At 43.8% G+C, this 12,817-nt stretch carries 11 protein-coding genes; 10 read left to right on the forward strand and 1 reads right to left on the reverse strand.

Annotation, left to right across the window (positions count from 1 at the left end; translation table 11 throughout):
- Positions 1-2: 2 nt before the first annotated feature.
- The 3 genes from dnaK to EQM06_RS05180 all read left to right on the forward strand — a co-directional run bounded on the left by dnaK (position 3) and on the right by EQM06_RS05180 (position 5,229).
- Positions 3-1,877 carry a molecular chaperone DnaK gene (gene dnaK / locus EQM06_RS05170; protein ID WP_128745315.1) on the forward strand — a complete coding sequence of 625 codons (1,875 nt, stop codon included), beginning with the start codon at positions 3-5 and terminating at the stop codon, positions 1,875-1,877.
- Between the two features lie 199 nt (positions 1,878-2,076).
- Positions 2,077-3,219: a molecular chaperone DnaJ gene (gene dnaJ, locus EQM06_RS05175; RefSeq protein WP_128745316.1), complete on the forward strand. Its 1,143-nt coding sequence runs from the start codon at positions 2,077-2,079 to the stop codon at positions 3,217-3,219.
- 240 nt (positions 3,220-3,459) lie between these two features.
- A complete protein-coding gene (locus EQM06_RS05180; protein ID WP_128745317.1) occupies positions 3,460-5,229 on the forward strand; it encodes an oleate hydratase in 1,770 nt (589 codons plus the stop codon).
- A gap of 161 nt (positions 5,230-5,390) precedes the next feature.
- Here the strand turns inward: EQM06_RS05180 and EQM06_RS05185 are convergent, their stop codons facing one another.
- Positions 5,391-6,278, reverse strand: a complete 888-nt coding sequence (locus tag EQM06_RS05185; RefSeq protein ID WP_128745318.1) for a 3-hydroxyacyl-CoA dehydrogenase family protein — start codon at positions 6,276-6,278, stop codon at positions 5,391-5,393.
- A 229-nt stretch (positions 6,279-6,507) separates the two neighbouring features.
- Here EQM06_RS05185 and EQM06_RS05190 point away from each other — a divergent pair, with 229 nt between their 5' ends.
- The 7 genes from EQM06_RS05190 (at position 6,508) to EQM06_RS05220 (ending at position 12,754) form a co-directional block, all read left to right on the forward strand.
- Positions 6,508-6,969 (forward strand): (deoxy)nucleoside triphosphate pyrophosphohydrolase, encoded by a 462-nt coding sequence (locus EQM06_RS05190; RefSeq protein WP_128745319.1) that lies wholly within the window; start codon positions 6,508-6,510, stop codon positions 6,967-6,969.
- A gap of 76 nt (positions 6,970-7,045) precedes the next feature.
- Positions 7,046-7,390 carry a metal-sensing transcriptional repressor gene (locus EQM06_RS05195; RefSeq protein ID WP_330548369.1) on the forward strand — a complete coding sequence of 115 codons (345 nt, stop codon included), beginning with the start codon at positions 7,046-7,048 and terminating at the stop codon, positions 7,388-7,390.
- Positions 7,391-7,697: 307 nt separating this feature from the next.
- Complete coding sequence (locus EQM06_RS05200; RefSeq protein ID WP_128745321.1) at positions 7,698-9,302, forward strand: ABC transporter substrate-binding protein; 1,605 nt, start codon at positions 7,698-7,700, stop codon at positions 9,300-9,302.
- Between the two features lie 43 nt (positions 9,303-9,345).
- Positions 9,346-10,332, forward strand: a complete 987-nt coding sequence (locus EQM06_RS05205; RefSeq protein ID WP_128745322.1) for an ABC transporter permease — start codon at positions 9,346-9,348, stop codon at positions 10,330-10,332.
- On the forward strand, positions 10,332-11,204 hold the full coding sequence (locus EQM06_RS05210; protein WP_128745323.1) for an ABC transporter permease: 873 nt from the start codon (positions 10,332-10,334) through the stop codon (positions 11,202-11,204). The genes EQM06_RS05205 and EQM06_RS05210 overlap by 1 nt, the downstream gene beginning before the upstream one ends.
- A 16-nt stretch (positions 11,205-11,220) precedes the next feature.
- Positions 11,221-12,153: an ABC transporter ATP-binding protein gene (locus EQM06_RS05215; RefSeq protein WP_128745324.1), complete on the forward strand. Its 933-nt coding sequence runs from the start codon at positions 11,221-11,223 to the stop codon at positions 12,151-12,153.
- The gene (locus EQM06_RS05220; protein ID WP_128745325.1) at positions 12,143-12,754 is read left to right on the forward strand and encodes an ABC transporter ATP-binding protein; all 612 of its coding nucleotides are present in this window, start codon (positions 12,143-12,145) and stop codon (positions 12,752-12,754) included. Before EQM06_RS05215 ends, EQM06_RS05220 begins: the two co-directional genes overlap by 11 nt.
- Positions 12,755-12,817: the final 63 nt, after the last annotated feature.

The following is a 12,817-nucleotide window of genomic DNA, read 5'->3' on the forward strand; positions in this document are numbered from 1 at the left end:
TCATGGGAAAAGTAATAGGTATAGACTTAGGAACTACCAATTCCTGCGTAGCTGTCCTGGAGGGCGGTGAACCTGTAGTAATCGCCAATGCGGAAGGAAATAGAACGACTCCGTCAGTAGTTGGCTTTACAAAGAACGGGGAACGACTGGTCGGCGAAACGGCAAAGAGACAAGCAATCACCAATCCGGACAGAACAATTTCATCCATCAAAACACATATGGGTTCTGATTACAAGGTTGAAATTGATGGAAAGCCGTATACACCGCAGGATATTTCAGCGATGATTTTAAGCAAACTAAAGGCAGACGCTGAAAGCTATCTGGGAGGAAAGGTAACAGAAGCGGTTATTACAGTACCGGCTTACTTCACAGACGCTCAGAAACAGGCAACAAAGGATGCCGGTAAGATCGCGGGTCTTGATGTAAAAAGAATTATTAACGAGCCTACCGCTGCATCTCTGGCTTATGGACTGGATAAGGATAACGGACATCACAAAATTTTAGTATATGACTTGGGAGGCGGTACCTTCGATGTATCTATTCTGGAGCTGGGTGACGGTGTATTTGAAGTATTAGCAACAAACGGCGATACGAAGCTGGGCGGAGATAACTTCGATAAAGTATTGATCGACTACATGGCCGATACCTTTGCCAAGGAACATGGCATAGATTTAAGAGCAGATAAAATGGCTCATCAGAGATTGAAGGAAGCGGCAGAAAAAGCAAAGAAGGAGCTTTCAAGTTCTCAGACAGCAAACATCAATCTTCCATTCATTACAGTGAGCGCTGAAGGTCCGCTGCATATGGATATGGATATCACAAGAGCGAAGTTCGATCAGCTGACTTCTGATCTTGTAAACAGAACGATTGAACCTATGCAGAAGGCTATGAAGGATGCCGGCGTAACCAATGCCGACATTGCGAAGGTAATCTTAGTCGGCGGTTCCACAAGAATTCCGGCAGTACAGGATGCTGTAAAACGAGTAACAGGCAAAGATCCGTTTAAAGGTATTAACCCGGATGAATGTGTAGCTGTTGGTGCAGCTATTCAGGCTGGCGTATTGACAGGTGAAGTAAATGACGTATTGCTTCTGGATGTAACGCCGCTTTCCCTTTCTATTGAAACATTAGGCGGAGTAGCTACAAAACTTATCGAAAGAAATACGACGATTCCTACAAAGAAGAGTCAGGTATTCTCCACTGCTGCTGACAATCAGACAGCTGTAGATATTCACGTAATGCAGGGTGAAAGAGAAATGGCAGCAGGAAATACTACGCTGGGACGTTTCCAGCTTTCCGGAATTCCGCCTGCACCTCGTGGAATCCCTCAGATCGAGGTTACATTTGATATCGATGCAAACGGTATCGTGAATGTAAGCGCTAAGGATATGGGTACAGGTAAAGAACAAAGAATCACGATTACGTCTTCAAGCAAGCTTTCGGATGAAGAAATTCAGGCTAAGGTCAAGGAAGCTGAAAAGTTCGCAGAAGAAGATAAGCAGAAGAAAGAAGAAATAGAAATCAGAAACAGAGCGGAAACTCTTGTTTATGAAACAGAAAAGAATCTGAAGGATCTGGATGCAAGCCTGTCCGAAGAGGAAAAAGCAAGTATTTTAGCAGCTAAGGATGAACTTTCAAAAGCTCTTGAAGGCAATAACTTAGATGAGATCAAGGATAAGACCGATAAGCTGACAGAACAATTCCATACGATTTCAGCTAAAATGTATCAGCAGGCACAGGCAGCTCAGCAAGGCGGTGCGGCCGGATTTGATCCGAATATGGCAGGCGGTACGGGCAATGCGGCTCCGGAAGGGGATGCACCAAAGCATGATAATGTTGTAGATGCTGATTATGAAGTAGTAGATGAAGATAAATAGTTGACATATGAACCTGCATGGGGTAATATTGATACGGTTTGAAGCTCTGCTACCTCTGTGATGGGGTGTGCAGGCTTTCAATAACATATGAAAAGATAAGCACTCCTTCAGGCAGGGAGTGCTTATAATCCGTTACAATGTAGTGTGCGGGCTTCGTAAAGAAGTTGATATTAATTTAATGCAGAGTGGAGAGAAAGAAATGGCAGATAAGAGAGATTATTATGAAGTCCTTGGAATTCAGAAGGGCGCCAGTGAGAGTGAGATAAAAAGTGCTTTCCGAAAGATGGCCATGAAGTATCATCCTGATAAGAACCCTGGGAACAAGGAAGCCGAAGAAAAATTTAAAGAGATAAATGAAGCGTACAGTGTTCTTTCCGACCCTGACAAGAAGAGTAAATATGATAGATTCGGTCATGCCGGCGTGGATCCAAGTGCAGGTTTTGGAGGCGGCGGTGCCGGCTTTGGCGGGTTTGAAGATATATTTGACATGTTTGGAGGAATGTTCGGCGGCGGCTTTGGCGGCGGCGGAGGAGGTTCCAGAAGGCGTAACGGACCGGCGAAAGGCCGGGATCTGCAGCAGGAGGTTGTTATCTCTTTCCAGGAAGCAGCTTTCGGCACAAAGAAGCAAATGCGTCTTACTAAATATGTTGAGTGCGACAAGTGTCACGGAACAGGCGCGGCAGAGGGAACATCCAAGAAAACTTGTCCGACTTGCGACGGCACCGGTGAAGTGCGTACGACTCAGAGAACGCCTTTTGGACAGTTCCAGAGCGTTTCTACATGTCAGACCTGCGGAGGAACCGGTCAGGTGGTTGAGAAGCCTTGTCCGGAATGCAGCGGAACAGGAAAGGTTCGAAAGACTGTTACTATTTCAGTAGATATTCCGGCAGGCGTGGATAACGAGTCTGTGATATCCATAAGAGGTCAGGGAGAACCGGGAACCAACGGCGGGCCTAACGGAGATCTGTATGTTGTAATCCGAGTCAAACCGCATGCGCTGTTTAAACGGGACGGTCAGGATTTATGGCTTGAGATGCCGATTTCTTATGCGCAGGCGGCGTTAGGCGATGATATAATCGTACCGACCTTAAGTGAAAAGGTATCCTATAGCATTCCTGCGGGAACTCAGCCGGGCACGGTATTCCGATTAAAGGGGAAGGGAATCAAAGGCCTTAGGACATCAAGGATGGGCGATCTTTATGTAAAGGTTGTTCTGGAGATCCCGACGAAATTAAATGCAGAGCAGAAAAAGAAAATCAAAGAGCTTGGCGAAATGTTGAATAATGATAACCATGGAAATAAAAAAAGTTTTTCAGATAAGATGAAAGAGCTTTTTAAATGAAGCGTTAAAAGGTTCCATCAAAAATAAACATAGAACAAACCGACACCCAAAAGTTAGACTAAAATCTAATGGATGGGCAGTCGGTTTTTTTTATCCAACCGGAAATATTGTTTCCGATTACTCAGACAAAATTTTGAATAATATTGTAAAAAAATTGGAATAATAATGTAATATGTGATATGATATTATGTAATAAATAAATCTATATTATGGGTTGTTTAATAATTTGGAGGTAGTTATATGTATTATAGCAATGGGAACTATGAAGCATTTGCAAGACCGGAAAAGCCGGCAGGTGTAGAATTGAAATCGGCTTATCTTGTAGGCTCCGGATTAGCGTCTCTGGCAGCAGCTTGTTTTTTGATTCGTGACGGACAGATGAAGGGCGAAAAAATTCATATTTTGGAGTCGCGGGAGCTGCCCGGAGGGGCTTGCGACGGTATAAAGGATCAGGACAAGGGATTTATTATTCGAGGCGGCCGTGAAATGGAGAATCATTTTGAATGCTTATGGGATTTGTTCCGTTCCATTCCTTCTCTTGAAACAGAGGGAGCCTCTGTTTTGGACGAATTTTATTGGTTAAATAAAAAGGACCCGAACTATTCCTTGATGCGAGCCACGGTAAATCGAGGAGAGGATGCTCACACGGATGGAAAATTCGCTCTTACGGAAAAAGCAGCTATGGAAATTATGAAGCTCTTCTTTACACGGGATGAAGATTTGTACGATAAGAAAATTGCGGACATGTTTTCCGGCGAATTCTTTGAGTCAAATTTTTGGCTGTATTGGAGAACCATGTTTGCGTTTGAAGATTGGCACAGTGCTTTGGAAATGAAGCTTTACATTCAGAGATTTATCCATCATATAGGAGGATTACCTGATTTTTCAGCCCTCAAGTTTACAAAATATAACCAATATGAATCCTTGATCTTACCGATGGTAAAGTATCTGGAAGCCCATCATGTGGATTTTCAATACAATGTAAAAGTGACCAATGTTATTTTTGATATGAAGGGAAGCAGAAAAGAAGCAAAAAAAATCATCTGCGAACGAAATGGGTCGGATGCTTTTATTGAGCTTACAGAAGAGGATCTGGTGTTTGTCACCAACGGAAGCTGCGTGGAAAATGCCTCTTTTGGAGATGATAATCATGCTCCGGATTTTGTTATTACAAATGGGGGATGCTGGGATTTGTGGCGAAATATCGCCAAACAGGATGCATCTTTTGGACATCCGGAGAAATTCTGCACCAATACGGCAGCTACAAATTGGGAATCAGCCACAGTAACTACTTTAGATGATAAGATTCCTCCATATATTCAAAAAATATGTAAGAGAGATCCTTTCAGCGGGCGAGTGGTCACGGGAGGCATTATTACCGTAAAGGATTCAAACTGGATGATGAGCTATACCTTAAACCGCCAGCCGCACTTTAAAGAACAGCCGAAGGATCAGCTGGTCGTATGGATATATGGATTGTTTACCGATGTTCCCGGAAACTATATTAAAAAACCAATGCGAGAGTGTACAGGTATTGAAATTACGGAAGAATGGCTTTACCATATGGGCGTGCCGGAGGCTGAAATTCATGAAATGGCCACCAAATCGGCTCGGTGCATCCCATGTATGATGCCGTATGTTACAGCATTCTTCATGCCTAGAACCAAAGGGGACAGGCCAAAGGTCGTTCCGGAGGGCTGTGTGAACGTTGCATTTATCGGACAATTTGCAGATACGGTAAGAGATACCGTGTTTACGACAGAATATTCGGTGAGAACAGCTATGGAGGCTGTTTATACGCTCTTAAACGTAGACCGCGGAGTACCGGAAGTGTTCGGTTCTTGTTATGATATCCGTGTTCTTCTTTCTGCCACATCAAAAATGATGGACGGCGGAAAGATGATGGATATGAAGCTGCCATTCCCGGCAAATATGGTAAAGAAAAAGCTGCTGCAAAAAATATCCGGTACGGTCATAGAAGATTTATTGAAAAAGTATAATGCGATATAACGCCGCATAAATCCTTCATAAACGGATACTGAAAGGGTTCAGCGAAAGAAAAAAATAGAGGCATATAGGAGTGTGAAACCATATGCCTCTACTTTATTTTTTGCAAAAATTTTTAATTGAAAATGGTCTTAGTTCATTATGGTTGTTTTTAATATAAGCTTTTATATTAAATCCGTGTTTGGTGTACGAGTACCGTCTTCGTGATATACGTAGAAGCCTTTGCCTGTTTTACGGCCTAAATTACCTGCGGCTACCATTCTTCGAAGAAGAACAGCCGGACGATATTTAGGATCTCCGATTTCACTGTAAAGAACTTCCATAACAGCAAGCTCAACGTCAATACCAATCATGTCAACCAGTTCCAGTGGTCCCATCGGATGATTTAATCCCAGACGCATACCCAGATCAATTTCTTCAATTGTTCCGATTCCGCGTTCAATCAGGATAAAGGCTTCATTCAGCATTGGAATCAGCATACGGTTTACGATAAAGCCCGGCTCGTCCTTGGAAACGATACAAACCTTTCCAAGCTGTTCACCGAGGGCAGTAGTCAGATCCATTGTCTGCTGACCCGTCTGCAGGCCTTTTACTACTTCCAGCAGATTGATCAAAGGAACGGGACTGAAAAAGTGCATGCCAACGAACCGTGAAGGGTTCTTTAAATGGCTTGCTAATGTTGTAATAGAAATAGAGGATGTGTTACTTGCTATAACAGCATCAGCTTTTGCATGTTTATCCACTTCTTCCATGATAGAAACTTTAAGGCCTTCATTTTCCGGAGCAGCCTCAATAATAAAATCAGCATTGCTGCAATCAGAAATAGAAGTGGTAAAGGATAGAAGGGATAATGCTTCCTTCATAGCCTCTTCCGTCATCTTGCCTTTTTTGACGTTTTTTTGAAGCATAGTTTCTACGGTTTGACGTCCTTTAGCCAGGCTTGCATCAGAAATATCATTGACAGTAACTCTAACACCTCTGGTGATGGCAGTCTGGGCAATACCCATGCCCATAAAACCCGCACCTATAATAAATAAATTTTTAACACTCATAATAACCTCTCTTTCAAAATAGTCACTACTTTTCAATAATAAATTTTGCAAATCCCAGTCCATTTGATTATATCATATCCATATATAAAAGTATATTGTATTTATATCAAAACACATTTTATTGTAAAAATACATAATTATCGAAAACTGTAAGATAACATGGCACTTGTGTTCCATATCTGATAAAATAATAATAAAAGTGGAGAGAAGAACAGGAAGGATATTGATAATGGAAACGTTAAACGTAGCAGCGGCTATATTGATTTATGAAAATAAAATTCTGTGCGCTCAGAGGGCAGGAGGAAAACAGGAATACATCTCTTATAAATACGAATTTCCGGGCGGAAAGGCAGAAACAGGAGAAACGTGGGAGAAAGCCTTGCAGAGGGAATTGATGGAAGAAATGGAGCTTGCTGTGGATATCGGTCATATGAAGCTTTTTTATGATGCGAAGCACGAATATCCTGATTTTAAAGTACGGATCCGTTTTTTTATTTGTCCTGTAGAAAGTAAACAGCTTCATTCCAAAGAGCATACTGCCATAAGGTGGGTTGAAAAACAGGAACTGGATAAGCTGGATTGGATGGAAGCAAATTGGCCGGTTATCGAAAAATTAAAGCGTACGGAGCTTAAAGCGTACTTGCCGCAGGATTCTGGCTATCCCGCAGGACAGCGCATTGACAAGGCGTGAGGCATCCTATATAATAAATAATTGTCGAATAATCGTCGTAAATTTGAGAGAGAAAGTATTGGTTATGAAGGAAAAGATGAAAACCCAGATACATACACATATAAATTCCGAAGGGAAACCGGAAGCTCATAGTCATCCGGAAGAGTGCCAACACAAGCACAGCCACCAGAATACGAAGGCGGTATTGAACCGTCTGTCCCGGGCAAGCGGTCATCTGGAGGCAGTGAAGCGCATGGTGGAAGACGGAAAGGACTGCAGTGAGGTTCTGATTCAATTATCGGCTGTTATTGCAGCCCTGAATAATACGGGGAAAGTCATTTTATCAGATCACATTACAAATTGTATTGTAGATGCTGTCGAATCGGGCGATAAGGCGGCAATCGACAATCTGAACAAGGCTATTGACCGCTTTATTAAATAATTCAAATGAGCTGGAACGGAGAGCTTACTGATGGAAAAATCAGCAGGCTCTTTTTTTATTCACAGGTTGGATATCCCTATCCAGGGCATAGAATGAGAAAAGAAGAAAAAAATAATCGAGTGTTTCATGGGACTAAAACCGCATAAAATACATGTTTCCGTCCTGTTAAAAAATAATCAGATTATATCCCCCATAGCGGCTTGTACAATATTTCACTTGCATTATAATAGTCCAAGTAAAAACAAGACAGCGTAAAAGCTGTATCAGACAAAGTGAAGGAATCAAGTGAAAGAAAGAGAGAAATGGAATGAAGAAAAGAAAAATAACAGCATTTCTGCTGATTTTTGCGTTGGCAGTCTCCTGCTTTGCAGGCTGCGGAAAAGCCTCGGGAGAAACAGCCAGAGAAGAACGAAAAGCCAAGGACGAATTGATTGTTGCCATAGGTGAGGAACCGGAGACGGGTTTTGATTCCACTACAGGAAGCCACGGTTCTATTACAAAAGTATTTTTTTCAACCCTCTTTCAGCGCGATAAGGAGCTTGGTTGGATCAATGATCTGGCAGAGGGCTATCAGGTGTCCCCAGATAAATTGACATGGACGGTCACGATTCGCGGCGACGCACTTTTCACGGATGGTACACCCGTAAAAGCGGAGGATGTGGCGTACACCTATCAGACGGCAAAGGATTCCGGCTCAGATATCGATTTAACAATGATAGACAGCATAAAGGCGGTCAATGATACGACCGTGGAATTTAAACTGACAAGACCGTATTCTCCGTTTATTGAGCGGCTGGCCTATTTGGGAATTGTTCCCAAGCATGCTCACGACGATACCTTTAAGGATCACCCCATCGGCTCAGGTCCGTATAAGTTTGTTCAATGGGATAAGGGACAGCAGGTCATTGCGGTCGCAAACGATGACTATTATGGAACGAAGCCCAACATTAAAAAGCTGACTATGGTATTTTTAGATACGGATACGGCTTTTGAAGCTGTTAAAGACGGCACGATTGACGTGGCTCAGATCAACGGAAGCCTAGCCGGACAGGCAGTCAAAGGGGCGAAAGTTGCAGATATTCCAAGCATCGAATGCTACGGTGTGTGTTTTCCGATGATTGCTAATGAGGGAAAACTGGCACAGGATGGAACGGTGATGGGCAATAACGTAACCAGCGATCTATCCATCAGAAAGGCTTTGAATACAGCCGTAGATCGAGAAAAAATCGTATCCGGCGTACTGAATGGTTATGGAAGTGTATCGACTACAGGCCTTGAAAAAATGCCTTGGTTAAATCCGGACGCAGTGCTTGATCCGGCGGAGTACGGGAACGTGGAAGCTGCCAAACAGATACTAGCAGAGGGCGGATGGTCGGATACGGACAAGGATGGCATTGTAGAGAAAAATGGACAGAAGGCTGAATTTAAGCTGCTATATACAGAAGGCGTCTATCGCCAGGAAATGGCTCTGGAATTTATAAAGGTAGCCAGTGAGATCGGCATTAAAGTCCAGCTGGAAAAGAGAACGTGGGATACCATTTTACCGGATATTCATAAAGAAGCTGTATTTTATGGTTTTGGTTCCGGAGATCCATCGGAGCTGTTCAACCTGTATTACGGCGGTTGTGCGGGAGGACCGGTTGCATGGGATAATTCAGGCGTTTACAATAATCCGGCTGTCAATGCATGCATCGACAAAGCCTTAAACGCAACGGATGAAGCAGAAGCCATCCCGTATTGGAAGGAATTGCAGAAATACACCTCGGCAAAAGGGGACGCCCCTTATTGCTGGCTTGCCAATGCAAATCACGTATATTTAATTGCAGACGGATTCAGCTTCGGAGAACCGGTGGTTCAGCCTCATGGAGGAAGAATCTTTGATAATGTTACAGAATGGTCCTGGGGAAATTAGCAGGATATAGGGATAGGATAATAGAGTAGAAAATGGAGCGGAAATGAAAAGGATTACGGGAACCTTCCTTGCCAAAAAGTTTATAAAATTAGTTACACTGCTGATAGCCGTATGCGTCATTACATTTGTTTTGATGGAATTATCTCCCATTGATCCGGTCACGGCCTATGTGGGTGCAAGTACTAAGGTTGGAGCAGAGCAGAGAGCCTTGATTGCGGAGCATTGGGGATTGAATCAGCCGCCGATGGAACGGTTCGTGCGTTGGTTTACCTCTATTATCCGGGGAGATTGGGGAATGTCCATGATTTACAGGCGGCCAGTTTTAGAAGTAATCGGACAGAAATTTCTTTCTTCTCTGGCACTTATGAGCATTGCCTGGATTTTGTCGGGACTCATTGGATTTATTTTAGGAATCCTTGCGGGAATAAAGGAAGGAAAATTGGCGGACAGGCTCATTTGTGCTTATTGCCATATTCTGATCTCTACACCGACTTTTTGGATCGGTATGCTGTTTATTCTGATTTTTGCAGATACGCTCGGCTGGTTTCCGGTGGCTATGAGTGTTCCCATCGGGGTGCTGGCGGAGGATGTCAGCCTGTTGGATAAGATCTCCCACATTATTTTGCCTGCTCTAACTTTGAGCGTGCTGGGAACTGCGAATATCTGCCTGCACACCAGAGAAAAAGTATCCGATATTATGAAAACAGATTTTATCCTTTTTGCTAAGGCTCGCGGTGAAAGCTCCGGGCGTATTGTACGGAATCATGTGATAAAAAATGTTTCTTTACCGGCCATTACGCTTCAGTTCCTTTCCTTCAGCGAGTTGTTCGGAGGAACCGTCTTTGTGGAACAGGTATTTTCCTATCCCGGCTTGGGACGTGCGGTCGTAGAATCCGGCTTACGGGGAGATCTCCCTCTGCTGATGGGAATCGTCATTATCAGTCTTATTTTTGTTTATGCGGGGAATCTGATAGCGGATGTGCTGTACCGGGTGATTGATCCGAGGATCGGGGAGGATTGGAATATATAATGGAAAATCATGCAGTCATCAAAAAAACAGAAAAGGCCGAACCGGTAAAAGAACGCTTTGGAATCCGAGAAAAAACAATTACATCCATTGTGATTCTTTCCGTTTTTTTTATTGCCATATTGGTTGCAGGCAGCCTGATTCATACGAATTCTTTGTATGTGGATCTTACGAATATCTTTATTCCGCCTGACGGAAATCACCCTTTCGGAACGGATTGGGTGGGACGTGATATGCTGCTCCGAACCGTGAAGGGGCTTAGTTTAAGTATGAAGATCGGATTGCTGTGCTCTGCCACCAGCAGTTTGATTGCTATGCTTTTGGGAATTGTGGCTCCGCTTCTCGGAGGAAAGGCGGATGCTTTTGTTTCGTGGCTGGTGGATTTGCTTTTATCCGTTCCTCATACTCTTGTTATTATCCTGATTTCTGTCGCCTGCGGAGGCGGGTTGAAGGGAATTGTTATCGGAGTTACCGCAACTCATTGGACGTCCTTGACCCGAATAATCCGGGCAGAGGTGCTGCAGATTAAGGAAGCGGAATACACCAAGATTTCCAGGAGATTCGGCAAGGGAAACTGGTTCATTGCAAAAGAACATGTGCTGCCGCATATTATTCCGCAGCTGGTGGTGGGAACGGTTTTAATTTTTCCTCATGCCATTCTGCACGAAGCTTCCGTTACATTTTTGGGATTTGGACTGCCCGCTCACGAACCGGCTATCGGAGTCATTCTTTCAGAGTCCATGAAATATTTGACAAGTGGAAAATGGTGGCTGGCATTTTTTCCGGGGATAAGTCTGGTGATGGTTTCCATGATGGTCAATTCCATCGGAAGGAATATTGAAAAATTGATAAATCCCAAGTCTGCAAATGAATAAGGAGGGGTGCAATAGAATGAAAGAACCAATTTTAAGGATACATCATCTGGGAATTACTTTTTCACAGTATACGAAGGGTCTGCGCAGAACGCCTTTAAATGTAATCAACCAACTGGATATTGAATTGGTTGAGGGGGAAATACTGGCTGTGGTGGGTTCCAGCGGCTCGGGGAAGAGCCTGCTGGCCAGTGCAATACTGGGCATCCTTCCGGGCAATGCAAAGCTGACAGGAGATATGTACTATAGAGGTCAGCGCCTGGATCAAAAGGAAAAGGAGCGGATCAGAGGCCGTGAGATTGTTTTGATTCCCCAGTCTGTTAATTACTTAGATCCCCTTCAAAAAGTAGGGAAGCAGATCGCCATATCCATAAAAAATAAAAACGGAAGACATGAAACCATAAAGGAACTGGTTCAAAGATATGGGCTTCAGGAGGATGTGGTGAATTATTATCCCTTTCAACTCTCCGGGGGAATGGCCAGAAAGGTGCTGCTGGCTACAGCCTTGGTGTCTGATTCAAAGGTTCTGATTGCAGATGAACCGACACCGGGACTGGATGAGGCTTCTTTAAAGGAAGTATTAAAAGATTTCAGAGGATTGGCAGACGAAGGACGTGCTGTTCTGATGATTACTCATGATATGGAGGCCGCTCTTAAAATAGCGGATAAAATTGCTGTTTTTTATGCCGGTACAACACTTGAGGTGGCCAATACCGAAGATTTTAACGACAGCGGAGATTTGTTACGGCATCCGTATACCAGAGCGCTGAATCGAGCCAGGCCTACTGTCCGGTTTGCCCCCATTGAAGGAAGTCAGCTCTATCCGAACCAGCTTCCCGAAGGTTGTCCTTTTTCGGATAGATGTGAAATCAAAACCGGGGAATGCCGGAAACAGATGCCGGAGCTCAGAGAAGTCCGAGGCGGAAAGGTGAGATGTATTCATGCGACTTAGTGCGGAAAATATCCGTTTTAGATATACAAAGGAACGAACCATTTTAAAGAATATCCATTTCCATATGGACAGCGGTGAAGTAGTGGGACTGACCGGTTCCAGCGGAGCCGGAAAAACGACACTGGGAAAAATTCTTGCCGGATATCAGAAGCCGGAAAGGGGTACAGTGCTGATCGATGGAAAGGCAATCGATCAGGGAGGCTTTTGCCCCGTACAACTCATTTTTCAGCATCCGGAAAAAGCGGTAAATCCAAAATGGAAAATGCGGAAGATCCTTGAGGAAGCAGGAATGCCCTCTGAGCAGTTGATGGTCGCCCTGGGAATTCAGAAGGAATGGCTGAACCGATGGCCCGGCGAACTGTCTGGCGGGGAACTGCAAAGATTCTGCGTGATAAGAGCATTGTCCGAAAGGACACAGTTCATTATTGCGGATGAAATGACCGCCATGCTGGATGCCATTACGCAGGCACAAATCTGGCAAGCAGTGCTTGAATATGCAAAGCTCCGCCACATAGGTATTCTTGTGATCAGCCACGACTCCTTTCTGATGGATAAAATCTGCAGCAGGAAAGTATCCCTTACCCATTTGCAGAACTCTTAAAAAATAATTAAACCTCATCCGGAAACCACTTGCTAATATAAAAAATATTATCCAAATTTATCA

The organism is Aminipila luticellarii, from assembly GCF_004103735.1.
In the GTDB taxonomy this organism is placed as follows: Bacteria; Bacillota; Clostridia; order Peptostreptococcales; family Anaerovoracaceae; genus Aminipila; species Aminipila luticellarii.

Bases quoted from the DNA above. Each gene is read 5' to 3' on its own strand.
- EQM06_RS05190 (WP_128745319.1), top strand. From the start codon at position 6,508: ATGGAAACGTTAAACGTAGCAGCGGCTATATTGATTTATGAAAATAAA.
- dnaK (WP_128745315.1), top strand. From the start codon at position 3: ATGGGAAAAGTAATAGGTATAGACTTAGGAACTACCAATTCCTGCGTA.
- EQM06_RS05180 (WP_128745317.1), top strand. From the start codon at position 3,460: ATGTATTATAGCAATGGGAACTATGAAGCATTTGCAAGACCGGAAAAG.
- EQM06_RS05185 (WP_128745318.1), bottom strand. From the start codon at position 6,278: ATGAGTGTTAAAAATTTATTTATTATAGGTGCGGGTTTTATGGGCATG.
- EQM06_RS05210 (WP_128745323.1), top strand. From the start codon at position 10,332: ATGGAAAATCATGCAGTCATCAAAAAAACAGAAAAGGCCGAACCGGTA.
- EQM06_RS05200 (WP_128745321.1), top strand. From the start codon at position 7,698: ATGAAGAAAAGAAAAATAACAGCATTTCTGCTGATTTTTGCGTTGGCA.
- dnaJ (WP_128745316.1), top strand. From the start codon at position 2,077: ATGGCAGATAAGAGAGATTATTATGAAGTCCTTGGAATTCAGAAGGGC.
- EQM06_RS05215 (WP_128745324.1), top strand. From the start codon at position 11,221: ATGAAAGAACCAATTTTAAGGATACATCATCTGGGAATTACTTTTTCA.
- EQM06_RS05205 (WP_128745322.1), top strand. From the start codon at position 9,346: ATGAAAAGGATTACGGGAACCTTCCTTGCCAAAAAGTTTATAAAATTA.
- EQM06_RS05220 (WP_128745325.1), top strand. From the start codon at position 12,143: ATGCGACTTAGTGCGGAAAATATCCGTTTTAGATATACAAAGGAACGA.
- EQM06_RS05195 (WP_330548369.1), top strand. From the start codon at position 7,046: ATGAAAACCCAGATACATACACATATAAATTCCGAAGGGAAACCGGAA.